At 64.5% G+C, this 23,539-nt stretch carries 21 protein-coding genes and 1 pseudogene; 14 read left to right on the top strand and 8 right to left on the bottom strand.

The features are described from left to right. The 5 genes and pseudogenes from AC5RV1_RS16240 to AC5RV1_RS16260 form a co-directional block, all read left to right on the top strand. Window positions 1-429, top strand: a pseudogene (locus tag AC5RV1_RS16240) (hypothetical protein); the annotation flags it as partial. 27 nt (window positions 430-456) lie between these two features. After that, window positions 457-1,461, top strand: a complete 1,005-nt coding sequence (locus AC5RV1_RS16245; protein WP_493945380.1) for an aldo/keto reductase family protein — start codon at window positions 457-459, stop codon at window positions 1,459-1,461. A gap of 3 nt (window positions 1,462-1,464) precedes the next feature. Next, a complete protein-coding gene (locus AC5RV1_RS16250; RefSeq protein WP_493995277.1) occupies window positions 1,465-2,325 on the top strand; it encodes an SDR family oxidoreductase in 861 nt (286 codons plus the stop codon). Between the two features lie 110 nt (window positions 2,326-2,435). Then, window positions 2,436-3,563: a sulfite oxidase gene (locus tag AC5RV1_RS16255; RefSeq protein WP_493995278.1), complete on the top strand. Its 1,128-nt coding sequence runs from the start codon at window positions 2,436-2,438 to the stop codon at window positions 3,561-3,563. A gap of 86 nt (window positions 3,564-3,649) precedes the next feature. Continuing rightward, the gene (locus AC5RV1_RS16260; protein WP_163166413.1) at window positions 3,650-4,030 is read left to right on the top strand and encodes an RNA-binding S4 domain-containing protein; all 381 of its coding nucleotides are present in this window, start codon (window positions 3,650-3,652) and stop codon (window positions 4,028-4,030) included. A gap of 33 nt (window positions 4,031-4,063) precedes the next feature. Here AC5RV1_RS16260 and AC5RV1_RS16265 read toward each other — a convergent pair whose 3' ends face one another. Continuing rightward, window positions 4,064-4,570, bottom strand: coding sequence for a hypothetical protein (locus tag AC5RV1_RS16265; RefSeq protein ID WP_493995279.1), 507 nt, complete (start codon window positions 4,568-4,570; stop codon window positions 4,064-4,066). A 181-nt stretch (window positions 4,571-4,751) separates the two neighbouring features. Here AC5RV1_RS16265 and AC5RV1_RS16270 point away from each other — a divergent pair, with 181 nt between their 5' ends. Together AC5RV1_RS16270 and AC5RV1_RS16275 are read left to right on the top strand one after the other, a co-directional pair. Continuing rightward, window positions 4,752-5,369, top strand: coding sequence for a uracil-DNA glycosylase family protein (locus AC5RV1_RS16270; RefSeq protein ID WP_493945384.1), 618 nt, complete (start codon window positions 4,752-4,754; stop codon window positions 5,367-5,369). A gap of 4 nt (window positions 5,370-5,373) precedes the next feature. After that, on the top strand, window positions 5,374-6,315 hold the full coding sequence (locus tag AC5RV1_RS16275; RefSeq protein ID WP_493995280.1) for a hypothetical protein: 942 nt from the start codon (window positions 5,374-5,376) through the stop codon (window positions 6,313-6,315). An 18-nt stretch (window positions 6,316-6,333) separates the two neighbouring features. Here AC5RV1_RS16275 and AC5RV1_RS16280 read toward each other — a convergent pair whose 3' ends face one another. After that, window positions 6,334-7,581, bottom strand: a complete 1,248-nt coding sequence (locus AC5RV1_RS16280) for a type II toxin-antitoxin system HipA family toxin (protein WP_493995281.1) — start codon at window positions 7,579-7,581, stop codon at window positions 6,334-6,336. Further along, on the bottom strand, window positions 7,578-7,889 hold the full coding sequence (locus tag AC5RV1_RS16285; protein ID WP_493995282.1) for a type II toxin-antitoxin system Y4mF family antitoxin: 312 nt from the start codon (window positions 7,887-7,889) through the stop codon (window positions 7,578-7,580). Before AC5RV1_RS16285 ends, AC5RV1_RS16280 begins: the two co-directional genes overlap by 4 nt. 174 nt (window positions 7,890-8,063) lie before the next feature. Between AC5RV1_RS16285 and AC5RV1_RS16290 the strand changes: the two genes are divergently transcribed. The 4 genes from AC5RV1_RS16290 to AC5RV1_RS16305 are packed head-to-tail and all read left to right on the top strand — an operon-like array spanning window position 8,064 to window position 12,821. After that, window positions 8,064-8,771 (top strand): FadR/GntR family transcriptional regulator, encoded by a 708-nt coding sequence (locus AC5RV1_RS16290; RefSeq protein ID WP_493995283.1) that lies wholly within the window; start codon window positions 8,064-8,066, stop codon window positions 8,769-8,771. A gap of 17 nt (window positions 8,772-8,788) precedes the next feature. Continuing rightward, window positions 8,789-9,844, top strand: a complete 1,056-nt coding sequence (locus tag AC5RV1_RS16295) for an asparaginase (protein ID WP_493995284.1) — start codon at window positions 8,789-8,791, stop codon at window positions 9,842-9,844. A 7-nt stretch (window positions 9,845-9,851) separates the two neighbouring features. Then, window positions 9,852-11,297 carry an aspartate ammonia-lyase gene (locus AC5RV1_RS16300; RefSeq protein WP_493945392.1) on the top strand — a complete coding sequence of 482 codons (1,446 nt, stop codon included), beginning with the start codon at window positions 9,852-9,854 and terminating at the stop codon, window positions 11,295-11,297. A gap of 12 nt (window positions 11,298-11,309) precedes the next feature. After that, entirely contained in the window at window positions 11,310-12,821 is a 1,512-nt protein-coding gene (locus tag AC5RV1_RS16305; protein ID WP_493945393.1) for an amino acid permease, read from the top strand. A 90-nt stretch (window positions 12,822-12,911) separates the two neighbouring features. On the opposite strand, the gene ggt is transcribed toward AC5RV1_RS16305, so the two are convergent. Beyond that, window positions 12,912-14,765 (bottom strand): gamma-glutamyltransferase, encoded by a 1,854-nt coding sequence (gene ggt, locus AC5RV1_RS16310; RefSeq protein ID WP_493995285.1) that lies wholly within the window; start codon window positions 14,763-14,765, stop codon window positions 12,912-12,914. Between the two features lie 151 nt (window positions 14,766-14,916). Here ggt and AC5RV1_RS16315 point away from each other — a divergent pair, with 151 nt between their 5' ends. The 3 genes from AC5RV1_RS16315 (at window position 14,917) to AC5RV1_RS16325 (ending at window position 18,144) form a co-directional block, all read left to right on the top strand. Further along, on the top strand, window positions 14,917-15,408 hold the full coding sequence (locus AC5RV1_RS16315; protein WP_493945395.1) for a universal stress protein: 492 nt from the start codon (window positions 14,917-14,919) through the stop codon (window positions 15,406-15,408). Between the two features lie 147 nt (window positions 15,409-15,555). Next, window positions 15,556-16,872 carry an ATP-binding protein gene (locus AC5RV1_RS16320; protein WP_493945396.1) on the top strand — a complete coding sequence of 439 codons (1,317 nt, stop codon included), beginning with the start codon at window positions 15,556-15,558 and terminating at the stop codon, window positions 16,870-16,872. An 18-nt stretch (window positions 16,873-16,890) separates the two neighbouring features. Further along, on the top strand, window positions 16,891-18,144 hold the full coding sequence (locus AC5RV1_RS16325) for a low temperature requirement protein A (RefSeq protein WP_493945397.1): 1,254 nt from the start codon (window positions 16,891-16,893) through the stop codon (window positions 18,142-18,144). On the opposite strand, the gene AC5RV1_RS16330 is transcribed toward AC5RV1_RS16325, so the two are convergent. The 4 genes from AC5RV1_RS16330 to AC5RV1_RS16345 all read right to left on the bottom strand — a co-directional run bounded on the left by AC5RV1_RS16330 (window position 18,122) and on the right by AC5RV1_RS16345 (window position 23,538). Beyond that, window positions 18,122-18,775 (bottom strand): HD domain-containing protein, encoded by a 654-nt coding sequence (locus AC5RV1_RS16330; RefSeq protein ID WP_493945398.1) that lies wholly within the window; start codon window positions 18,773-18,775, stop codon window positions 18,122-18,124. The two genes, AC5RV1_RS16325 and AC5RV1_RS16330, sit on opposite strands and share 23 nt — an antisense overlap. Before the next feature lie 60 nt (window positions 18,776-18,835). Beyond that, on the bottom strand, window positions 18,836-19,036 hold the full coding sequence (locus tag AC5RV1_RS16335; protein WP_493945399.1) for an AsnC family protein: 201 nt from the start codon (window positions 19,034-19,036) through the stop codon (window positions 18,836-18,838). A gap of 64 nt (window positions 19,037-19,100) precedes the next feature. Beyond that, window positions 19,101-20,033: a tRNA glutamyl-Q(34) synthetase GluQRS gene (gluQRS, locus tag AC5RV1_RS16340; protein WP_493995286.1), complete on the bottom strand. Its 933-nt coding sequence runs from the start codon at window positions 20,031-20,033 to the stop codon at window positions 19,101-19,103. A gap of 364 nt (window positions 20,034-20,397) precedes the next feature. Continuing rightward, complete coding sequence (locus tag AC5RV1_RS16345; protein WP_493995287.1) at window positions 20,398-23,538, bottom strand: efflux RND transporter permease subunit; 3,141 nt, start codon at window positions 23,536-23,538, stop codon at window positions 20,398-20,400. Between the last annotated feature and the right edge of the window lies 1 nt (window position 23,539).

A 23,539-nucleotide genomic window follows, 5' to 3' on the forward strand; every position in this document is an offset into this window, starting at 1 on the left:
GTCGTACGTCACCCCGCGCTGACGGCCGCGCGCCGCGAACCTCCCGTCCTCGCGGAGGACTGGGCCTCCGCTGTTGCTGAGGCGGATGCCAGGGCAATGGCGCGGGCTCGGGCGGCTGCACCGGAAATCAAGCTGTCTGTTCGGGATCTGCCCGATCCCCGTGTGCCTGCCGAAAAGGTGGTGGAGGTGGCTCCGCTCGTGGAGTCTGCCCTGGACACCCACGGCCCAAGCCGGGTGCCGCGGTCGTTCCAGAAAACGCAGGCTCCACGGCCGCTGTCGCCGTTGGACACCGGGTCCCTGGTGTCATTATCCGGTCCGGCGCAGGCGGTCAAAGGCGCCTCTTCGAAAAATTCAACCGCTAAGGGAACCGGCGCCGACCGCCAGGCGTCCACGGTTAACCCACATAAGGGCAGACAGCCCTTACCCTGAGCAACCATCTGGGTTAGCGTGAAACCCATGGAATTCAGATACCTCGGAAACAGTGGCTTCAAAGTCTCGGAAATTACCTTCGGCAACTGGCTCACGCACGGCTCCCAGGTGGAGAACGACGTCGCTTCCCAGTGTGTGAGGGCAGCCCTCGATGCAGGCATCAGCACCTTTGACACGGCGGATGTCTACGCCAACACGGCTGCGGAAACCGTCCTTGGCGAAGCCCTGAAGGGCGAGCGCCGCGAATCCCTGGAAATCTTCACGAAGGTCTTTGGCGCCACCGGACCCAAGGGCAAGAACGATCTGGGCTTGTCCCGCAAGCACATCATGGAATCCATCAACGGCTCATTGCGCAGGCTGCAGACGGATTATGTGGACCTCTACCAGGCGCACCGCTACGACTTTGAAACGCCGCTGGAGGAGACCATGCAGGCGTTCGCGGACATCGTCCGGCAGGGCAAGGCACTGTACATCGGCGTCAGCGAGTGGACGGCGGAGCAGCTCCGCGAAGGCCACGCCCTGTCAAAGGAGCTCGGTTTCCAGCTCATCTCCAACCAGCCGCAGTATTCCATGCTGTGGCGCGTCATCGAGGCCGAGGTTGTGCCGGCGTCCGAGGAGTTGGGCGTGTCCCAGATCGTTTGGTCCCCCATGGCCCAGGGCGTCCTCAGCGGCAAGTACCTGCCTGGCCAGCCCGCCCCTGAAGGCAGCCGGGCCACGGACCAGAAGGGCGGTGCCAAGATGATCGAACGCTGGATGCGGGACGACGTCCTGGCCGGGGTCCAGGAGCTCAAGCCCATCGCGGAGGAAGCCGGACTCTCCATGCCGCAGCTTGCCGTCGCCTGGGTGCTGCAGAACCCGAACGTCGCTTCGGCCATCATTGGTGCGTCCCGGCCGGAGCAGATCGCGGACAGCGTGGAGGCGGCAGGGGTGAGGCTGGAACCGGACGTCCTGAAGAAGATCGACGACGCCATCGGCTCCCTTGCCGAACGGGATCCCGCGCAAACGAAGTCCCCCTCCAAGCGGGAACACTAGCCGGTGGACTCCACTCCGGAACTGCCGGACCTGGCTGTTACCGGTTCAACCGGCGGCCTGGGCGGAATAGTGGCCCGGAAGCTCGCCGCGGCTGGTTCCGCCCAGCGCCTGCTGGTGCGGGACGCAGCACGCGCGCCCGAATTGGAGGACGCCGCGGCGGTGGTGTGCACGTACTCAGATTCAGATGCAGCACGTCGTGCCCTTGAAGGCGCCAAGGTGCTGTTTATGGTGTCGGCCGCGGAGGCAGAGGACAGGTTGGACGAACATTTCACGTTCGTTGATGCTGCTGCCGACGCCGGCGTGGAGCACCTGGTGTACACCTCCATCTACCGCTGCGCACCGGACTCGACCTTCACCCTTGCCCGCGACCACTACGCCACGGAAGAACACATCAAGGCTTCCGGAATGGAGTTCACCTTCCTCCGGAACAACCTCTTCCTGGACTTCCTGCCACTGATGACGGGTGAGGACGGCGTGATTCGCGGGCCTGCCGGCGAGGGTACGTTTTCCGGTGCGGCCCGGGAGGACATTGCCCAGTGTGCCCTTGCCGTGCTGCGCGACCCTGCCATCCATAAGGGCAAGACCTATAACCTGACCGGCCCGGAAGAGCTTTCAATGTCAGGGGCAGCCGAGGTGCTCACGGCAGGAACGGGCCGGACGGTTGGCTACCATCCGGAAACGGTGGAGGAGGCTTACTCATCGCGGGCATCCTACGGCGCACCGCAATGGCAACTGGATGCCTGGGTGAGCACCTACACGGCTATCGCGGCCGGCGAGTTGGCGGGGGTGTCTCCTGATGTACATGGGCTGACCGGCCAGGATCCCCTCAGCCTGGCGGAGTTCCTGACCCGGCCGCAGCTGTAGTTGTCCCCACCGCCGGGGCGGGCCGTTGACGTGCCGGCGGGGCGGGCGTAAACCTGTGGCAAGGCATCATCCAGCCCTGCACAATTCCCGCCGACCAGAATCGCAGCGCCATGAAGCAGATCCACGACAACCTGCAGTCCACGCCTCCAGCTGAGGGTTCCGGCGCACCGGCCGCGGTGCCGGGCGGGCCGACTACCGGCCCGCTCACTCCGGAGGAACTCCAGCTGGGCGCCCGCAACCACTCCATGCCTCTGGAGGCCCTCCGCCGTGACGTCACTCCGCCGGGACTCCACTACATCCTCACGCACTTCGATATCCCCGACATCGATCCTGCCGCCTGGCACCTCCGGATCAGCGGCGCCGTGGAGCGGGCGCTGGAGCTGAGCATGGCGGCGTTGCGGAAGGATCCCGCCATCACCGTTCCCGTCACGCTTGAGTGCGCGGGCAATGGCCGGTCGCTCCTTTCACCACGGCCCATGAGCCAGCCCTGGGTCCTTGAAGGAGTGGGCACCGCACAGTGGACCGGCGTTCCCCTCGCGTACCTCCTCGGCAAGGCGGGGGTACTGCAGAACGCGGTGGAAGTGGTCTTCACCGGGGCGGATGCCGGTATCCAGGGCGGCGTCCCCCACCACTACGCGCGGAGCCTGCCGATCCGGGAAGCGCTGCGCGCCGACGTCGTACTCGCCTACAAAATGAACGGCAACGAACTGCCGCCCCAGCACGGTTATCCCCTGCGGCTTGTGGTCCCCGGCTGGTATGGCATGGCCAGCGTGAAGTGGCTGGAATCCATCGAGGTGGTCACTGCCCCCTTCGCGGGCTACCAGCAGCAGGTGGCATACCGCTACCAGGATTCAGCGGACGACGCCGGGACGCCGGTTTCGCGGATCAGGGTACGTTCGCTGATGGTGCCGCCGGGCGTCCCGGAATTCTTCACCCGCAAGCGGGTGCTGCCCCAGGGACCCGTGATGCTGCAAGGCCGCGCCTGGTCCGGGCAGGCTGCGGTGACTGCTGTGGAAGTGGGCATCGATGACAAATGGCTGCCGGCGCACCTGGAAGAACCCGCGGGAGGATTCGCGTGGCGCAAGTGGACGCTGCCGTGGGTAGCGGACCCGGGCGAGCATGTGCTGGCCTGCCGCGCCACGGATGCCAGCGGAGCCACCCAGCCCCTGGAGCAGAACTGGAACTACCAGGGACTGGGCAACAACGCGGTGCAGCGCGTCAGCGTAAGGGTTGAGTAGCGGCCGCTATAAGGGCAGGTCTGGTTCCGCGGTCGGGATACTTTGTCTCCTGGGCAGGGGCGCCGGGTCTATACTCGGTGCCAGCCATGACCAGTCTTCCTTCCTCCCCCGCCAGCGTCCGCATCGATGCGTGGCTGTGGGCCATCCGGGCCTACAAGACCCGCTCTGCGGCTACGGCCGCATGCCGCGCCGGCCATGTGCGGCTGAACGGCAGCCCGGCGAAGGCCTCGGCAACACTGGTCAACGGCGACACGGTGACGGTCCGGATGTCCGGTTACGAACGGATCCTCGAAGTGCGCCGGCTGATCAACAAGCGCGTAGGTGCGGAGGCGGCGTCCCACTGCTTTACGGACCACACCCCGCCGCGCCCCGTTGCCCCGGCGCTGGGCCTGCCGCAGCGTGACCGTGGTGCGGGCCGGCCCACCAAGAAAGACCGGCGCGAGATGGAACGCCTCCGCGGGGCATGATGCTGCCTGTCCGGAGTCTGATGGCGGCCTTGCCTAGCCTTTGACCCGCGCCCGCACCAGGTTCGCGAACGGCAGCTGCCCGTACTCCTCAATGAACGCCGTGTGGTACTCGGCTTCGGCCTTGTTCAAGCCTTCGGCGGGCAGTTCCTTCCAGGCGAGCAGCAACTGCCCGGCGTCCTTGAGTTGCCAGACCAGGCGGCCGTCCCAATGCCCCGGCGGCTTGCCCTGCCCGAAGTCCAGGAACTCCTGGATCTGCCGCCGAAGTCCTCGGTTGCCTTTGCTGCCCGGACCGGCCTTCCCCAGATAGAGCACAGCGGCGGCATCCACCCATTCGGCTGCGAGCGCGGGTTCCGGCAGTGAGGGGTCCTTCTTCTTGAACACGCCGGCGGTGCTTTTCTTCAGGAATTCCGGCTGGAACCCTTCCGGTGCGATAACGGCGAAGAGGCCTGTACCCTGCGGGACCCGCATGGCGTCAAGGTCCTGAAACGACCTAAAGCCCGCAAAGCGGTCATCTTTCAGGCCCTTCCTGGTGAACTGCATTCCTATATTGAACAGCACGCCTTCTACTGCGCCGCACCAAGGCTCTCAAGCGCGCCCTAGAGTAGGAACGGGGGCGTAACGGCGTGGTGCGCCTCAATTTCCCCTGCCCTCCTCCATGCGCGGAAGCGTAGAGTGGCCTAAGACGCCTGATTCTGGACGCCTTGCTGCTGAGGGAGAAATCGTGACGATTGATTGGGACGAAAAGAAAGCCCTGCTACAGGAACCGAACATCGCGAAGGTAACCCAGCTTTGCGACGAACTGATGGAGAAGAAGCCGGGTTCCATCGTCCCCTACATCGACCCGGTGCACGACGAGGATGAATGCCGGATCGTCAGCCTGCAGGTCAGCCCTGGAAAGGGCACCGAATCCGGCTTCGTCTCGCACTACAACGACGACGAAGCGGCCCGCCGGGCCACCCAGATCTACGAACTGGCTGAGCTCGAACCGCGCTACGTGATGCCGTGGAACGCCTATCCGTGGGTACGCGATCCGGGTATGCCGTCAGCGCTGAGCGTGCAGGAAAAGACCGACGGCCTGCGCCCGTTCCGCCAGTTCCTGAAGATCAACTCACGCGTTTCCGCCATCATTGCCCACGGCACTGACGCTTCCACTTTCCTCACGCTGTTCGAGAAGACCTACCATTCATCGCTCAAGAACAGCGGCATCAAGGTCTACAAGGCCACGGCCCTGGGCGGCCGGGCGTTCGCTGTCTCCGAGGCGAAGCAGGAAGAGCTTCTGGCCAAGAGCGTAGACATCTACAAAGACGCGATGCAGCGGGCAGGCATCCAGCACCTCTAAGCCAGTGACGCGACCGGACGTGCTCGACTGGCTGCTCGACTCCGACCCCGCCATTCGCTGGCAGGTCCTGCGCGACCTCACCGACGCGTCGCCTCAGGAGGTTCAGGCCGAACGGGAGCGGGTGGCAAACCAGGGCTGGGGCGCCAGGCTCCTCGCCCTGCAGGACACGGACGGGCAGTGGGCGGGCGGTACCTACTGGCCCGCCTACGACGACGACCCCGATGGTCAGCCATGGACGGCCACCACCTACAGCCTGCTGCTCCTGCGCGACTTCGGCCTGGACCCCTCCAGCCGGGAAGCCCGGCAAGCTATCGCGCTGGTCCGCGCGAACTGCCGCTGGGAGGAAGGCAACCAGCGCTTCTTCGACGGCGAAGTGGAACCGTGCATCAATGGGATGACCGTGGCACTCGGGGCATGCTTCGGAGAGAACGTGGACGCAGTGGTGGAGCGGCTGACCCGCGAACAACTGGCTGACGGCGGCTGGAACTGCGAGGCGGAGAGAGGCTCCACCCGCTCCTCCTTCCACACCACCATCTGCGTGCTGGACGGACTTCTCGAGCACGAACGGAGCACTGGAGGCACCGTTGAATCGCGGGAGGCGCGGCACCGCGCCGAGGAGTATCTCCTGGCTCGCCGGCTGCTGAGGCGGGAGTCCAGCGGCGAGCTTATTAGCCGGGACTGGCTTCAGTTCTCCTACCCCACCCGCTGGTTCTACGACGTCCTTCGCGGGCTGGACTATTTCCGTGCCGCCGGCGGCGCCCGCGATGAACGCCTCGAAGAGGCGGTGGAGGTGCTGCGGTCAAAGCAACAACCGGACGGCAGGTGGCTGCTGGAAAACACCCACCCCGGCAAGGTCCACTTCCCACTGGAGGACGGCGACGGACAACCAAGCCGGTGGAACACCCTCCGCGCTCTGCGCGTACTGCGCTGGTACGAGGGTTCATGACGGCATGCGCCGCCCGGCCTAGCCTTCCATCAACCTCCGGCGGTGCTTCAACTCCTTGACCCATGCCCTGGTGACCATGCCGGGAAACGGGCCGCCGTCGTCGTTACCTTTTTGGCCGGGCCCCTTTAGGGCACGGAAGGCCGTCCCGGCCTCCAGATCGTGGATCAGCGGGCCAGACGCCTTTAGCGCAATCTCCAGAACCTGGGCAGCCGCCCGGTCTGTGAGTCCCAGTTCTGTGGCCCAGCCCAGGAAGTGGCGGCGCGAAATCCCGGTCCTCTTCCCGTCCATGGCCAAGGCCAGGGTTTTGTCGCCGTAAACCACCGTGGAGGGGATGTCGTACACCGGCGCGATGACCCATTCTCCGTGGGGCTGCTGGACCATCGAAACGTTCTTCGCATGCAAGTCCCCGTTGCCGGTCAACCAGGCATACGCCGCCTGGATCGCCAGGTTTCGAAGCGCTGGAAGCGGTGCTGAGCAGTGGTCCGCTAGCGCATGGCACACCTGGCCGTACCCCACGTTGTACTTGTCCGCCGGGTAGAGCTTCAGCACCTGCGCCCCGTCCTCCACAGCGAGGCGCCGCACACCGTCGGACCCTGCCTCCGGGAGCGGCACGCGGTCGAAACGCTCCACCAACAGCCCCGGCCGCCCGGCAACATCCCGGATCAGCCGGACGCGGCTCAGCGGAATTCGAAGCCTGGCGGCGTAGCCGAACATGACGTACTCGTTCTCCACTACATGCGGAAACTCCGGCGCGTTGAGCTTCAGGATGAACTGGCGCCCGGTGCTGGCCACCGGCACGGAAATCATTCCGGCGGACAACTTGTCCTGCACACCGGCCAGGGCTACCGGATCAATCAGGTCAGGGTCGCCGAGCAACTGATCGAAATCGACAGGCCTGCGTGGATCCAGGCGGACCGCGTGATCATCAGGGTTCAAGGGTTCCCCGTGGCCGACGATCTGGACGTCTCCCACCGGGTTGCCGCCGGCCGCGATCAAAAGGGACAGGTCGTCGTCCGCGCTGGTTTTGATGGATCGACGCAGGGCGTTGAGGCGGCGGCCCTCAGGCAGCAGCCCGGTGAAATAGGGCGGAGCGGCCCCTGCACTGGACAGCACAGGTCTGCTCGCCAGCGGCAGGGAGGTGGCGACGGCGGGTCCACCGGCGCTGAGGTAGCTTGCCAGGTAGCTGAACCTGGTACCCCCGTCGTGCCGTTCAAGCCGGGCGGCGAGGACCCCCGCCTTATAGATGTCGGCGATCCGGTGCCTCACGTCTGCTCCCGCTGGGCAGCTGCCGCCGTCCCGTCGTGAAGGGCGGCTGTACGTGTTCGTGTAGTCAACTGCAGCTCGAGGCCAAGGGTCCCAAGAAGCGCCAAAAGTGAGTCCAGCTGGACGCTGGGTTTCCCCTGTTCGACAAACCGCACGAAACGCTCTGACACCCCGGCCAACTGGGCGAGATCGTGCTGCGTGAGCCGGAGGGCGGCCCGCCGTGCACGGACTTCCGCAGCAAGATAGTTGGAGAAGGACGTTTTGATAATTCCATTCCCTTCGGTACGAACGTTCCGATTTATGCGCTTCACAAACTCTATAGCCGCCCATTCTCGCTGTACAGGACGTCCCCGGAACGAACGTGCCGGATCTGGGCAACATCCCGCCTTCAAGAGGCGTGGGTTGAAGGGCTGTAGCCGCGCGACAGGAAGGACTGCCAGCCGCCCCGCATTGACAGCAGCTGTGACCCCTGCCATATTTAAGGCGTGAACCTGTCAGACAGCCGGACAGCAGGACAGCCTGCGGCCCTTCCGCTCGCCCGGCTTAGTGCTGCCGAAGCGGTGTTCAATGCGATCCGGCAGGACATCGAGTCGGGACGGCTGGCGGTGGGTGCCAAACTGAGCTCGGAGGCCACGCTTTCCCAGCAGTACGGGGTAAGCCGGTCAGTCATCCGGGAGGCGCTCCGCTCCTGCACTGCCCTTGGCCTCACCGTCACCAAAACGGGCAAGGGGACGTTCGTCGTCGCCAACAAAGTGGCCAACGATCTCACCTTGGGCCAGTACTCAGCCCGGGACCTCACCGAAGCGCGCCCGCACATCGAAGTACCCGCAGCCGGACTGGCCGCGGAACGCCGCAGCGACGAAGAGCTGGAAACTCTTCGCCACATCGTCGCCGCCATGGCCACCGAAACCGACCCCGAGTCCTGGGTTTCCCTGGACTCGAGCTTCCATGCTGCCATCGCCCGTGCCAGCGGCAACAAGGTATTCGCCAGCGTGGTGGCGGACATCCGTGGCGCTCTGGCCCACCAGTCCGAGACCCTGAATATGGTGGCGGACCGGCAGCACGCCTCAGACATCGAACACCAGCACATCCTGGCCGCAATCGAGGCAGGCTCGGCCGAGGAAGCCCGCGAGGCCATGGCACACCACCTGCACGCCGTCGGCGTTGCCCTCGAATCCATCCTGAACAACTAGCCCCAGCCAAGGAATCCATGCTCTCCCCTGCACTTTCACCTGCCCTCAGTGCTGCCGCCCTCCCGCAGCACACGCCGCTGGTTACTGCCACCCGCGACGGACTGGTGGAGAGCGTCCACTACGGGTCAGCTATCGCACTCGAAGCTGACGGCACAACAGTGGCGGCCGTGGGTGCTCCCCGGGCGCCGTTTTATCCCCGGTCCTCCCTCAAGCCGCTCCAGGCCGTAGCCATGGTGCGCGCCGGCCTCGAGCTGCCGGTTGATCTGCTCGCCCTGGCCGCGGCAAGCCACTCCGGCGGCGCAAAGCACCGCCAGGGAGCCCTGCGGATCCTCGAACAATACGGGCTGAGCGTCAGCGACTTCGAAAACAGCAGGGACCTCCCCTACGGTGCGGGTGAGCGGGAGGAGTGGCTGCGCAACGGCGGCCGCTCCACCCAGCTCACCCAAAACTGCTCGGGCAAGCATGCCGCAATGGTTGCCACCTGCACCATCAATGGCTGGCCGGTCAAGGGTTACCTGGACCCGTCCCACCCGCTGCAGCAGTTGGTTGCCAGGACCGTCCTGGACCTGACCATAGAGACACCACTCGCCGCCAGCACCGACGGCTGCGGCACCCCGCTGTTTGCCCTCACCCTGCGAGGCATGGCCCGTGCCTTCGGTGTGATTGCGAAGGCTGCCGCGGACGACGACGGTGGGCCGGCTTCACAAAGTGCGGAAGCCGCCGTCGGCCTCGCCATGCAGCAGCACCCGGACATGGTGGCCGGGGAAGGCCGGGACGTCACCACGCTGATGCGCCTGCTCCCGGGCTCCGTGGCCAAGGACGGCTTCGAAGGCGTGCAGCTGGTGGGCCTGCCGGACGGTGCCGCCGTTGCCGTGAAGATTTCCGACGGCGGTGACCGCGCCAGGATGCCTGCCACGGTCAAGCTCCTCGACGCGCTGGGCGTGGACACCACGCCGCTCTCATCAATCGCAACCGCACCCGTTCTCGGCGGCGGCCACCAGGTGGGCCTGCTGCAGGCCGCCGACTTCCTGCCCACATCAACAATGTCCATACCCGTCAACGAAGCCCTGTAAGGACCCCATGACCACGATCAACACCGCCGCGCCCGTCCGGTCGGAACACGACCTGCTCGGAGATCGCGACGTCCCCGCCGATGCCTACTGGGGCGTGCACACCCTCAGGGCCGTGGAGAACTTCCCCATAACCGGCCAGAAGCTCTCATCCAACATGCACCTGGTCCGGGGCCTGGCAGCAGTCAAGCTTGCGGCGGCCCGCACCAACCGGGAGCTCGGGCTGCTGGACGCTGAACGTTCCGACGCCATCGAGCGGGCGTGCCAGGACATCCTGGACGGCCGGCTTGCCGACCAGTTCGTGGTGGACGTCATCCAGGGCGGCGCCGGAACGTCCTCGAACATGAACGCCAACGAGGTCATCGCCAACCGTGCCTTGGAAATCCTCGGTCACCCCAAAGGCGACTACGCCCGCCTGCACCCCAACGACCACGTCAACCTGTCCCAGTCCACGAATGACGTCTACCCGACGGCAGTAAAGCTGGGCACCATCTTTGCTGCCCGGGAGCTGCTGGACGCCTTGGCCGAACTCGAGGAAGCCTGCGCATCTAAGGCGCTGGAGTTCCGCACGGTGGTCAAGATGGGCCGCACCCAGCTGCAGGACGCCGTGCCGATGACCCTGGGCCAGGAATTCGGTACCTACGCCATCACCATCGGCGAGGACCGGCTCCGTCTTGCCGAAGCCGACCTGCTGATCCACGAAATCAACCTCGGCGCCACTGCGATCGGCACTGGCCTGAACGCACCCCTGGGCTATGCCGAGGCAGCCTGCCGGCACCTCGCCGGCATCACCGGCCTCCCGCTGGTCACCGCCCCGGACCTCATCGAAGCAACCCAGGACGTGGGCGCCTTCGTCCACCTCTCGGGAGTGCTGAAGCGCGTGGCCGTGAAGCTCTCCAAGATCTGCAACGACCTCCGACTGCTCTCCTCTGGCCCGCGCGCCGGTTTCGGCGAGATCAACCTCCCGGCCGTGCAGTCCGGTTCCTCCATCATGCCCGGCAAGATCAACCCGGTGATCCCGGAAGTGGTCTCCCAGGTTGCCTATGAAGTCATCGGCAACGACGTCACCATCACAATGGCCGCCGAAGCCGGTCAGCTCCAGCTCAACGCCTTCGAACCCGTCATCGTCCACAGCCTCCACAAGAGCATCTCTCACCTCGAAGCCGCGTGCCGCACCCTCACGGCCCGTTGCATCCGGGGTATCACTGCCAATACGGAACACCTCCGCCTCACCGTGGAACAGTCCATCGGCCTTGTCACAGCCCTGAATCCCCACCTGGGCTACGCCACCGCAACCGCCATCGCGCAGGAAGCACTCGCCACCGGCAAGGGCGTGGCCGAGCTCGTCCTCGAACACGGACTCCTCACCAGCACCCAACTGCAGGAACTCCTCAGCCCCGAACGCCTCGCCAACCTCAGCAAACCGGTCCCGGCCCCAAATCAAACGGCATCTTAAAAGGACATCCCCATGACTAATCCCCCCATCACAGACCACACCGTCCCGCCACAGGCGCATGCTTCTGAGTCGGCGTTGCATGCCGAGGACAAGGGTTATCACAAGAACCTCAAGCCGCGGCAGATCCAAATGATCGCGATCGGCGGTGCGATCGGTACCGGCCTGTTCCTGGGCGCCGGCGGCCGGCTCAACGCCGCGGGCCCGTCCCTGGTTATCGCGTACGCCGTCTGCGGGTTCTTCGCGTTCCTGATCCTGCGCGCCCTGGGCGAACTGGTCCTTCACCGCCCTTCCTCGGGTTCATTTGTCTCCTACGCCCGGGAATTCTTTGGCGAAAAAGCAGCCTTCGTTTCCGGCTGGTTCTACTGGATCAACTGGGCCACCACCACCATCGTGGACATCACCGCCGCGGCCCTGTACATGAACTTCTTCGGCAACTACATTCCCTGGATGGCAGCGGTCCCGCAATGGGCCTGGGCCCTGATCGCCCTGGTCGTGGTCCTGGCCCTGAACCTGGTCTCGGTCAAGGTCTTTGGCGAAATGGAATTCTGGTTCGCCCTGATCAAGGTCGCAGCCCTGGTCGTGTTCCTCATCGTGGGCACCTACTTCGTCATCTTCGGCACCCCCGTGGACGGCCAGCAGGTCGGCTTCAGCCTCATCTCCGATAACGGCGGGATCTTCCCCAACGGCCTGCTGCCCATGATCATCCTCATGCAGGGCGTCCTGTTCGCCTACGCCTCCATCGAACTCGTTGGCACCGCCGCCGGCGAAACCGAAAACCCCGAAAAAATCATGCCCAAAGCCATCAACTCCGTGGTCTTCCGCATCGCGGTGTTCTACGTCGGCTCCGTGATCCTCCTGGCCCTGCTGCTGCCCTACACCTCCTACGAAAAAGGCGTCAGCCCCTTCGTGACCTTCTTCGGCTCCATCGGCATCCAGGGCGTGGACGTCATCATGAACCTCGTCGTCCTCACCGCCGCCTTGTCCTCCCTCAACGCCGGGCTCTACTCCACCGGCCGGATCCTGCGCTCCATGTCCGTCAACGGCTCCGCCCCCAAATTCGCCTCCCGCATGAACAAAGCCGGCGTCCCCTACGGCGGCATCGCCATCACCGCCGGCGTCTCCCTCCTGGGCGTCCCGCTGAACTACCTCGTCCCGGCCGACGCCTTCGAAATCGTCCTCAACGTCGCCTCCGTCGGCATCATCATGACCTGGGCCACCATCGTCCTATGCCAGATCCAACTCCACCGCTGGGCCAACAAAGGCTGGCTCAAACGCCCCTCCTTCCGCATGTTTGGCGCCCCCTACACCGGCTACCTCTCCCTCCTCTTCCTCGCAGGCGTGCTGATCATGGTCTTCATCGAATCCCCCCTCACCATGCTCGTCACCGCCATCGCCTCCATCCTGATGGTCTTCGGCTGGTACGCCTGCCGCAAACGCATCCGCGAAATCGCCGAAACCCGTGACGGCTACACCGGCACCGCCCCCGTGATCGCCAACCCACCGGCGGACACCTTCAAGAAGTAATTCCCTCTACGGCGTACGACGGCGGCACCCCAGGTTCTCGAATTCGAGAAGCCGGGGTGCCGCCGTCGTTCGTTGTTGTTCAACTCCCGCTTAGTGGGATGGTTTTACCACCATCGCCGAACCACCGCCACGCCTGGCCGGTTCGGCCACAGCAATGACCTTGTTGTCATCGAGGAACTCGATGGCAGTAGCTGCGCCGATTTCGGCTGCGGAAGTACCCGGCGTACCCGCAGCGGCGAAATTGTGGCCGTACCGTGTGGCAAGGTCCTTGCCGTACGGCGCGTCGATGAACGCCTGCTCAGCGGTTACGTTTGCGGTGTTGCGCTGTGAGGCGCGGGGAGCCGCCAAGGCGTCCTCAAGGCTCATGCCCAGGTCGATTCGGTTAATCAGCGTCTGCAGGACGGTGGTGATGATGGTTGAACCGCCCGGGGAACCAAGCGCCAGGAACGGTTCGCCGTCCTCGAGCACGATGGTGGGCGACATGGACGAACGCGGCCGCTTGCCCGGCTCGATACGGTTGGGGTCGGTTTCGCTGTACACCGGTGAGAAGTCCGTCAGCTCATTGTTCAGTATGAAGCCGCGGCCTGGAACCACAATGCCGGAACCGCCGGTCTGCTCGATGGTGAGCGTGTACTCCACCACGTTGCCCCACTTGTCCGAAACCGTGAGGTTGGTGGTGTTGATGTTTTCCGTATCCGAGGCGTCAGTAAGCGCTGCCGGCCTTGCCGGGCACACGCCGTCGTATGACCCCGCGTCCCCTGCAGCCACAGGCTTTGTGGCCGCCCGATGGGGGTCAATGGCACAGGACCGTTCTTTTCCGAACACCGGGTCCAACAATTCCTCCGTGGGGACATCCACGAATGCCGGGTCGCCCACGTACTTTCCACGGTCGGCAAACGCGAGCGCGCTGGCCTCAAGGTAGTGATGAAGGACCTTTGGCTTGTCCTCCCGAAGGGACGGCAGGTCAAACACCTCAAGGATGTTCAGCGCCTCGCCTACGGTAGTGCCGCCGCTGCTCGAAGGCGCCATGCCATAGACGTCATACCCGCGGTACACAATGTGGGTGGGGTCCTGGTCAAGGGCCTTGTAGTCGTCCAGGTCCTCGGTGGTCATGACGCCCGCAGGTCCGGGCAACGCAGTCTGGCCCGGAGTGCTGGGGGCATTGCGCACCGTGGACACGATCTCTTCCGCCAGCGGGCCCTCATAGAATTCGTCGACACCCTTGTGCCCGAGGAGGCGGTATGTCTCGGCTATATCCTCGTTCTTGAAAACGGCTCCGACTGCAGGTGCATCGTTATCCGGGCCGGGCAGGAAAAGCTCCCTCGTCGCCTCGAATGGCAGGAAGCGCTCCCTGTTCTCCAGCGTCTGGAGGCGGAAGGTTTCATCCACCAGGAAGCCATCCTCCGCCACGTCAATGGCAGGCTCCAAGGCTTCCCTGAGGCTCATGCTGCCCCAGCGGTCCAGCGCCCGTTCCCAGGTTGCCGGTGTACCCGGCACGCCGACCGAGATTCCACTGGTTGCCTGCTTCTTGAAGTCATAAGGCGTCCCGGTGGCGGGGTTAATGAAGGCGTCCCGAGGCATCGCCTGAGGCGCGGTTTCCCGGCCATCAATGGTTTTGACCCTGCCTGTGTCCGCGTCATAGAACACAAAGTAGCCACCGCCGCCGATGCCGGCGCTGTAGGGCTCGGTTACGCCGAGGGTGGCTGCCGCGGCGACAGCGGCGTCAACTGCGTTGCCGCCCTTGCGAAGGACTTCGATGGCCGCCGCGGAGGCGTCCAGGTCAACGGTGCTGACGGCTCCGCCGTACCCCTTGGCGACAGGGGCCTTTTCGGAGTCGTCGGCCTCCCATGAATGGGCAGAGGCCGGGCTTACCAATACTCCAGTCGTCACGCTCATCGCCAGCACCGCCGTAATGGCAGCTCCCCGGCGTCCCAGATGTGGCATGGTTGCTCCTGAATGGGTTCGAGTGAGGTGAATCACACGCTACTCCTCGCACCATCTACTCTCAACGGCTGCGACTACCCCTCTTGACGCACGCCAAACCCGGGTTTATCCTCGCCCCATCCTGCCGTTTCAACGGCTTGCGAGGAGGACCGTGTTGAACAATCCGGAAGCAAAGATTGTTGTGGGTGTGGACGGTTCTGATTCCTCCGTGCAGGCCCTGCGGTTGGCGGCCAAGCTGGCGCCTGCACTCGACGCGCGGATCCATGCGGTGGCTTGCTGGGATTTCCCCCAGATCTACGCTGGCTACGTTCCGCCCGACTTCGACGCCTTTGAAGGAGCCGCAAGGCAGACCTTGGCCGAGGCTCTCGGCAAAGCGTTCGGGCCGGATGCCCCCGTGGAGATTACCCAGGCCATAGTCCGCGGCCCGGCGCCGGCGAAACTGGTGGAAGCCGGCGCTGACGCCGCACTCCTGGTGGTGGGCCGCCGCGGGCACGGCGGCTTCATTGGCATGCACCTTGGGTCAGTGAGCTCAGCATGCGTTTCGCACGCCGCCTGCCCGGTCCTGGTGGTGCATGCCGACAGCAGCCACCGCCACCACCATCTCTGGAGAGGCTCCAAGGACAAGGGCGCCGCGAAGCTCTAGCCGCCCGAACCTTCCTGGCGTAACGCAACGCCCCGGCGACTCCGGGCCGGGGGCCGATCCCCTATGCTCAGCAGAGTGCCCCTTGGCGCCGGCGCCCGCGGGGGTGGCGTAAGGAGCAGTTCAACGACGAACCAACCGGGAGACAGTATGACCAACTGGCGGATCAGGGATTTCCACTCGGCCGACCTCGACGGGATCCTGCACCTCTGGGAGACCCTCAAATCCCACAACGTCGAACCCGTGTACGCACTGTCCGAGGTCCTCGCATCGTGTGAAAAGGACCATGCCGTGGTGGCGGTGCAGGGCGAGCAGGTGGTGGGGGCCGCCGTCGGACGCGCCGCCCACGACCAGGGCTGGATCGTTTTCCTGGCCACGCTGCCCGAATACCGTGGCCGCGGGATCGGCACCTCGCTGCTGGCCGCCGTCGAAAGCCGGATGGCGCCGCATGGGCTGAACAAACTCTCGGCGCTCATGCCCGAATCGGAAACCCGTGTGGAGGCCTTCCTGGGCCGCGGGTTCGCTCTCAAGAAAAACCTGCGCTACTTCGAGCGGACCATCCCCGTCCAGCGGCAGGAGCTCGGCGCGCTGGGCCAGCTCGGCGGCCGAGTCCTGGCCCGCGACCTGTGGGAAAACGTGGCCGGCATGCGCAAGGAAAAGGAACTGCTGGAACGCCGCCTGGTCCTCCCCCTGGCCGAGGCCGACCTCGCGGACGAATTCGGCGTCGTCCCGCCCCGTGCCGTGGTGCTCTTCGGCCCGCCCGGCACCGGCAAAACCACCTTCGCCAAGGCCATCGCCTCCCGCCTGGAATGGCCCTTCGTTGAGGTGTTCCCCTCCCGGCTGGCCGCAGACCCGCAGGGCCTGGCCGGCGCCCTGCGCGAGACCTTTCTGGAGATCGCCGAACTGGAGCACGCCGTGGTGTTCATCGACGAGGTGGAGGAGATCGCGTCCCAGCGCTCGGGCGAGCCGCCGTCGCCGCTGCAGGGGGTTACCAACGAGCTGCTCAAGATCATCCCGGCGTTCCGTGAACAGCCGGGCCGGCTGCTGGTGTGCGCCACGAACTTCATCCGCGCCCTGGATTCCGCGTTTCTGCGCCACGGCCGGTTCGACTACGTCATCCCCATCGGCCTTCCCGACCGGCAGGCCCGCGAGGCCATGTGGCAGCGGTTCATCCCCGCCCCGGTGGTGGATGACGTGGACGTGGAACTGCTGGTGGACAAAACCGAGGGCTTTTCTCCCGCCGACATCGAGTACGCCGCCCGCAGCGCCTCCCAGCGTGCGCTGGAAAAGGCAGTGTACGACGACGGCGGGCTCGCTTCCGGCGGCGCACTTTCCGTCCGGGAGGCGGTGCGGAAGGGGCCCTCCACCCAGGACTACCTGGACGCAATTGGTGACACCCGCACCACGGTCAGTGCCGAAGTGCACCAGGACTTCCTGGAGGACATCGACGCCCTGGGCCGCGTGTAAGGCAGTAACGTTTGATGCATGTCCTCCAACCCCCTCCGGCATGCAATGGCGCGCATGGGCGGCCGCGATCCGCATGAAAAGCACCGAGCCGCCACACCGCTTGAACTCTTTTTCGACCTGACCTTCGTAATCGCCTTCGGCGTTGCCGGCAGCCAGTTCGCCCATGAAATCGCCGAAGCACACATCGTTGCCGGGCTGATGGGGTTCTCCTTCGCGATGTTCGCCGTCATCTGGGCATGGATTAACTTCACGTGGTTCGCCAGCGCCTACGACACCGATGACTGGATCTTCCGCGTGGTCACGTTGATCCAGATCGTTGGCGTCCTGATCCTTGCCATGGGAATCGAGCCCATGTTCCATTCGCTGGTGGAGGGAAAACATGTGGACAACGCGGTGATCGTGGGCGGCTACGTGATCATGCGGCTGGCACTGGTTGCCCAATGGCTTCGCGCAGCCAGGCAGGATCCTGCCCGCCGCGAGACATGCCTGCGCTACGCCAAATACCTTGCGGTGGTGCAGCTCGGTTGGATTGCGGTACTGATCGTCGAGGCGGACGTTCCCACCACATTCTTCATGATTGTGCCCTTGATCGTCCTGGAGATGGCCACCCCGTACGCCGCCGAACGCAAAGCGCGGACCCCGTGGCATGCCCACCATATTGCCGAGCGGTACGGGCTGCTGGCCATCATCGCTTTGGGTGAATGCCTCATCGGTGCGATCGAGACGCTCCGCGCCATCGTGGCCAACCACGGCTGGAGCGTGGACGCCGCACTGGTTGGCTTTGGCGGCACAGCCTTGGCTTTCGGTATGTGGTGGATTTACTTCATGCTTCCCACCGGACGCGCGTTGCACCTGCGGCGCCACCGGTCTTTCCTGTTCGGCTACGGCCACATCCCTATTTTCGCCGCGATTGCCGCCACCGGCGCCGGGCTGCACGTGGCGGCGTACTTCATCGACCACGAGGCACACATCAGCGGCGCAGTTGCGGTGGCCAGCATCGCGGTTCCGGTGGCACTGTTCAAGGGTTCGCTGACCTGGCTGTACAGCGTGATGGTGGGCCCGGACCGGACAGTCATCATCGTGGCAGCAGGCGTGCTGGCGGCCCTGGCCGCATCAGTCGGCATGGCGGCAGCCGGAGTTTCGGTCCCGGCCTGCATGCTGGTAATCGTGCTGGCGCTCGGCATGTCGATCGTCGTCGATGAGCGCCGCGGTTCCGACCGACTGCATCACGCCCTGGAAAAGCTCGAGGCTACTGCTCCCCGGCCGTCCTAGCATCCAGGCCCGCGCCACCGGCGGCATCCGGTTCCCCGTAGGACAGGTTCTCGTAGTCGGTGGTGTCTGCCTCGTCCAGCTGGTTGTCCAGCTCTTCCAGCAGCCACGGGTTGACCCGTGCAAGGATCTTCCGGACCTCCTCCACCTCGACGGCGGCGTACAGTACGGGACGGGCATCGCGGTACTTGGTGACAGGCGGTTTGTCCGGCCATTTCTCCGCCAACGCCTGAACCCTCTCGGGCAGTGAGTTGTGGGCGTTGTCGGCGATCTTGACCAACGCAGCATCATGGTCTTCAGCGATTTCGCGGATCCCGGCCTCGTAGTCGTCCGGGTTTTCGTGCAGCCGTTTGGTGACGCGTTCGATAATTTCCACAGCCCGCTCGGACACGCCCATGTCCAGCAGCGCCTGGCGGGTCATTGGAGTGTCTTCGGCGATGTCGTGCAGGTACCCGGCGATCCGGATATCGTCATCGAAATCGGCGAGGGCATCGCCAACGGCGAGGACATGTTCCCGGTACGGGCGCTTCAGCTTGTCCTTCTGCCGGTTGTGGGCCACCTCGGCGAGTACCTTGGCGGTCTCAACCGTGAATCTGGGCGCCGGGCTCTGCTCCGCGGCATGCTGGTCTGACATGACCTAAGCCTAGGCTGAAGAGGCGGCTTGGGCTGAACCGGCGGAAACCGGCCTGCGCGCCTACTGCTTGCCGTACTTCCGATGAACCGCCTGCTTGCTCACCCCCAGGCACTGCGCAATGGCTTCCCAGGACAATCCGGCCTGCCTTGCGCTCCGGACAAGCGAGGACTCTGTCCGGCTCACTTCCTTCTGCAGCTCAGCGACGGCGTGCAGGGCCTCTGCCGGCCCCATTCCATCCATTGATCCCACAAGGGTCTTCATGCGATCCACCTCCATTGCGTCAACATTAGTTGACGCTCAATCGGGTGTCAACTAAAGCTGACGATCAGTCGGTGCACGCAGCGTCCTGATGAAGCCGAGGCTCGAGGCCCGTAACGTCCATCCCCCTCCACACCCACGGTTCCAGCGGCAGGGCGGACGGGTCGAAGGCCCGCAGGGCCTTCTCAAGCGGACCGGCAGGCAGTCCCAGCGACTCGAGCAGCCGGTCCCGCACGGCAGCGGCGGGGCTCCCCGCATCTGCCAGATCCTGGAGCGTCACCGCACCGTCCCGCTTTGCCAGCCGGACGCCGGCTGCATTCACCACCAACGGAACATGCACATATTCCGGAGATGGAATATTCAGGAGCGCTGCGAGGAACGCCTGCCGCGGAGTGGACGGGAGGAGATCGTCGCCGCGGACCACCTGATCGATGCCCTGCTCAGCGTCGTCCACCACCACTGCGAGGTTGTAGGCCGTCACACCGTCGTTGCGCCGCAGCACGAAGTCATCCACCATGCCGGTGTAGGTGCCGTGAAGCAGGTCGCGGACGCTGTAGTGCGCGACCTCGGCGCGAAGCCGGATGGCAGCGGGCCGCGTCGAGCGCTTGAACTCAAGCTCTGCGGGGTCCAGATGCCGGCAGGTCCCCGGATACGCACCCTGCGGCGCGTGCGGAGCGGACGGTGCCTCCTGGATTTCACGCCGCGTGCAGAAGCACTCGTACGTCAGTCCGGCAGCCTCCAACCGCGAAACCGCGGCGGCGTAGAGCGGGCCGCGCGCAGTCTGGCGAACCACCTCGCCGTCCCAACTAACACCAATGGCCGCCAGGTCCCGCAACTGCCCAGCTTCGGCTCCGGCCCGTGCGCGGTCAAGATCTTCCACCCGGAGCAGGAACTTCCGGCCCGTGGACCGGGCGAACAGCCAGGCAAGGATTGCCGTCCGAAGATTCCCTACATGGAGGTCACCGGAGGGACTGGGGGCAAAGCGGCCTGCGGAGGTCATGGGTCAACCCTATGCGGGAAGGAAATGTGCCGGGACAGCACAAGAGCCCCTCAGCTACTGACTTCGGAAGAACCGACGTCGGTAGCTCAGGGGCTCTTGCAGTGTTTGCAGAATGACCGAGGTGTGAACAAGTGTCAATCAGCGGCGGCTTCCTTGCGGGAAGCGGTGTCCAGTTTCCGGGTGGTGTGCCGGGAACCTGTAAGCCTGAGGGAATCAGCGGTAGCTTTTGCCTTCGTTGCCACTATTTGAGCATAAAACAGGCAGGGAGGACCAACAGGCACTGTTCTCGTTGATCAATTTGACCAATGTCTCACGGCATGCAGGATGCGAATTGATCGATATGCTTCCATTTCTGTCCAACGGCCTATCCCACCGGTGCGGGCACCGGGGCAGCGGGTGGCTCGGCCTTGGTCCGCCGTTTCCCGAAACGCAGGTACAGGGACGGCAGGATGAAAAGGTTGAGGAGCGTTGAGGACACCAGTCCGCCGACAATGACTACAGCCATGGGATGTTCGATTTCATGGCCTGGGATAGTGCCCATCATGATCAGCGGCACCAGCGCCAGCCCGGTGGCGAGCGTCGTCATCAGGATGGGAGAGAGCCGTTCCCCCGCACCCCGCAGCACCAGCTCGGGCCCGAACTTCTCATTTTCGTATTTTTCAAGGTGCTGGCAATGGCTGATGAGGAGGATGCCGTTGCGTGCCGCGATGCCCAGAACCGTCAGGAACCCTACGATCGAGCCGAGCGAGAGAACGCCGCCGCTCAGATAGGCCGCGAACATTCCGCCGACGAGCGCCACAGGGAGTGTAAACATGATCAACGCAGCCAACCGCCAGCTGCCAAATGATGCCTGGAGCAGCAGGAAAATGACCAGGAGAGCAGCCGCGGCAAAGGTCAGGAGCTGGCGGGTGGCAGCTTCGCGTTCCGCGAACTCCCCAAGGACCTCGGCGTGGTAGCCGGCGGGGAATTCCACCTCGGCGAGCTCTTCCTGCAGTTTCGTCACCAAGGCACCCAGTTCACCATCGGATGCCGCATTGGCGCTGATATCGATCCTGCGGGAGTTGTTGTTCCGGTCAATAACGCCCGGAGTTGCGTTAACCCTTACGTCCGCCACCTCGGCGAGCCGGATCGGCACTCCGGATGGAGTATCGATGGGCAGGTTGCCGAGACTGGTTACATCTGAGCGGGTCTCCGGGGGACTCCAGATACGGACGTCGAAGACCTTGCCCTCCCGCCACAGGTCGCCCACTTCCTCGCTGGCGACCATCGCTGCCGCAGCCCGCCGGACGTCGCCGGGCTTAATGCCATGACGCTTTGCCGCCTCGAGGTTGACCTCGACGTCCACCTGCGGAATATCCACCTGCAGCGATATGTGCTCCTCGACGGCCTCGTCTATGCCACCCATCACCTCCTCGACTTCCTTGGCCAGCTCGCGCAGGGTTTCCAGGTCATCGCCGTAAACCCGGACCACGACCGCGTCGCCTTCGCCGGTGAGGACCTCACGGATCCGCTCCTTCAAGTAGGTCTGCACGTCGCGGTGAATCCCGGGATATCCGTCCACCACTTCCTGCACGGCGGCCAGGGTCTTGTCGTAGTCGGCCGCGGGATCCACGCTGATCCAGTTCTCACCGAAGTTCACCCCCACCACCTCATCTGCCGCCAGCGCCTGCCCGATGTGGGCGCCGCAGTTCAGGACTCCCTCTACCGCCAGCAACTCCCTGCAGGCCCGTTCGCTGATGCGGACCTCCTCGGCCAGCGACGTGCCCGGTTGGGTCACCCAGTGCATGAGGAAGTCGCGTTCCTTGAACGAAGGCAACAGTGCCTGGCCCAGCAACGGGGCCACCAGGACGCCGGAGAGAGTCAGGGCGGTAAAAGCGAGGTAGCCAGGCCCTGGGCGCCGGATAACCCTGGACATGACCTTGTGGTAGCCGCGCTTGAGGACCCGGACCAATGGCGGGTCCCGCGGATCCAGCGGAGCCTTGCGCAGGAAGATGAGCGCAAGGGCTGGAGTGACCGTGAGCGCCACCAACATGGAGGCGAAAACTGCCAATGTATAAGCGCTGGCCAGTGGACGGAAGAAAGCCCCGGTTAGGCCTTCAAGGAAGAAGATGGGCACCGCGGCCACCACAATGATGAGGGTGGCGTACACGATTGGCCCGCGGACCTCCATGGAAGCCTCAAGCACAACGGATGCGGTGGATTGGCCGCTCCCGCTTTCCCGATGCTGCCTCAACCGGCGAATGATGTTTTCGATATCGATGATGGCGTCATCCACCACAACGCCGACAGCGATGACCAGACCGGCCAGCACCATGGTGTTCACCGTGCTGCCGGTCATCATGATGACCACGCCTGCTGTGATGAGGGACAAGGGAATGGCAATCAGGCTGATGAGGGCCGTCCGCCACTGGAAAAGGAAGGCCCCCAGCACCATCATGACCAGCACGATTCCCAGCAGCAGAGCCAAGCTCAGGTTTTCGAGCGACTGTTCTATGAAGGTGGCCGGCCTGAAAATGGCGGTGTCGACGTCGATTCCCGACAATGCCGGAGCCATCTGCTCCAGCGCCTCCTCCACTCCCCTGGTTACTTCCAGGGTGTTGCCCCACGGCAGCTTCTCCACGATGAGCATCAGGCCTTCGCCGTCATTGATGACGGCGTCACCAATCAGGGGGTTATGGTCCATCACGACGTCGGCCACGTCGCCCAGCCGCAGGGGGTTCCCGTCGCGTTCCAGGATAGTGATCTTGGCGAGATCCTCAGGAGTGCGGATGGGCAGGACGTGTGAAATGCCAAGGCGCTGGTTCGGGGTGTCTACAAAACCGCCCGTGCCTACCATGTTGCCGGATGAGTGCTTCAGCAGTCCGGCGTGCATGGCGTCATTGGTGGTTGACATCACCTGTTCCAGGGAGACCTTTTCGGCCAGCAGCCGGTCAGGCCTAACGCGCACCTGGAGCGTTTCCTTCCGTTCACCCCAGATGGCAACGTTGGCCACCCCCGGAACGGAGAGCAGGTGTGCCCGCAGCTTGTAGTGGGTCAACATGGACATTTCGATCAAGCTCAGCTCGTCCGAGGACAAGCCGATCTTCATAACCCGGCTCGTGGAGGACAAGGGCTGCAGCATCACCGGTGGCGTTGCCCAGCTGGGCAGCGTCGGAGTGACCGTTGCGACTCTTTCCGCAACCAGCTGCCGCGCCTTCAGCAGATCAGTACCGGGATCGAAAATCATCAGAACTGAGGACAGCTGGGAAACCGACTTTGAGCGCAGCTCGTCCAGCCCCTCCAAGCCGTTGAGTGCGTCCTCAAGCGGAACCGTGACCAGCTCCTCCACTTCCGCGGCCGTCAGGCCCAGGGCTGCTGTCTGGATTTCCACCCGGGGCGGTGCGAACTCGGGAAACACGTCCACCGAAGCTGAACTGATCTGGACGGCACCAACCATCATGATTCCGACGGCGAGCGCTACCACCACCGAGCGGAACTTGAGACTGAAAGCAATAAGCTTGCGCATA

Source organism: Arthrobacter sp. Hb9-2, assembly GCF_059091165.1.

Excerpts from the sequence above, each read along its gene's own strand:
- AC5RV1_RS16245 (WP_493945380.1), top strand. The coding sequence starts at position 457 with ATGGAATTCAGATACCTCGGAAACAGTGGCTTCAAAGTCTCGGAAATT.
- AC5RV1_RS16255 (WP_493995278.1), top strand. The coding sequence starts at position 2,436 with ATGAAGCAGATCCACGACAACCTGCAGTCCACGCCTCCAGCTGAGGGT.
- AC5RV1_RS16260 (WP_163166413.1), top strand. The coding sequence starts at position 3,650 with ATGACCAGTCTTCCTTCCTCCCCCGCCAGCGTCCGCATCGATGCGTGG.
- AC5RV1_RS16265 (WP_493995279.1), bottom strand. The coding sequence starts at position 4,570 with ATGCAGTTCACCAGGAAGGGCCTGAAAGATGACCGCTTTGCGGGCTTT.
- AC5RV1_RS16295 (WP_493995284.1), top strand. The coding sequence starts at position 8,789 with ATGCTCTCCCCTGCACTTTCACCTGCCCTCAGTGCTGCCGCCCTCCCG.
- AC5RV1_RS16300 (WP_493945392.1), top strand. The coding sequence starts at position 9,852 with ATGACCACGATCAACACCGCCGCGCCCGTCCGGTCGGAACACGACCTG.
- AC5RV1_RS16305 (WP_493945393.1), top strand. The coding sequence starts at position 11,310 with ATGACTAATCCCCCCATCACAGACCACACCGTCCCGCCACAGGCGCAT.
- ggt (WP_493995285.1), bottom strand. The coding sequence starts at position 14,765 with ATGCCACATCTGGGACGCCGGGGAGCTGCCATTACGGCGGTGCTGGCG.
- AC5RV1_RS16320 (WP_493945396.1), top strand. The coding sequence starts at position 15,556 with ATGACCAACTGGCGGATCAGGGATTTCCACTCGGCCGACCTCGACGGG.
- AC5RV1_RS16325 (WP_493945397.1), top strand. The coding sequence starts at position 16,891 with ATGTCCTCCAACCCCCTCCGGCATGCAATGGCGCGCATGGGCGGCCGC.
- AC5RV1_RS16330 (WP_493945398.1), bottom strand. The coding sequence starts at position 18,775 with ATGTCAGACCAGCATGCCGCGGAGCAGAGCCCGGCGCCCAGATTCACG.
- AC5RV1_RS16335 (WP_493945399.1), bottom strand. The coding sequence starts at position 19,036 with ATGAAGACCCTTGTGGGATCAATGGATGGAATGGGGCCGGCAGAGGCC.
- gluQRS (WP_493995286.1), bottom strand. The coding sequence starts at position 20,033 with ATGACCTCCGCAGGCCGCTTTGCCCCCAGTCCCTCCGGTGACCTCCAT.
- AC5RV1_RS16345 (WP_493995287.1), bottom strand. The coding sequence starts at position 23,538 with ATGCGCAAGCTTATTGCTTTCAGTCTCAAGTTCCGCTCGGTGGTGGTA.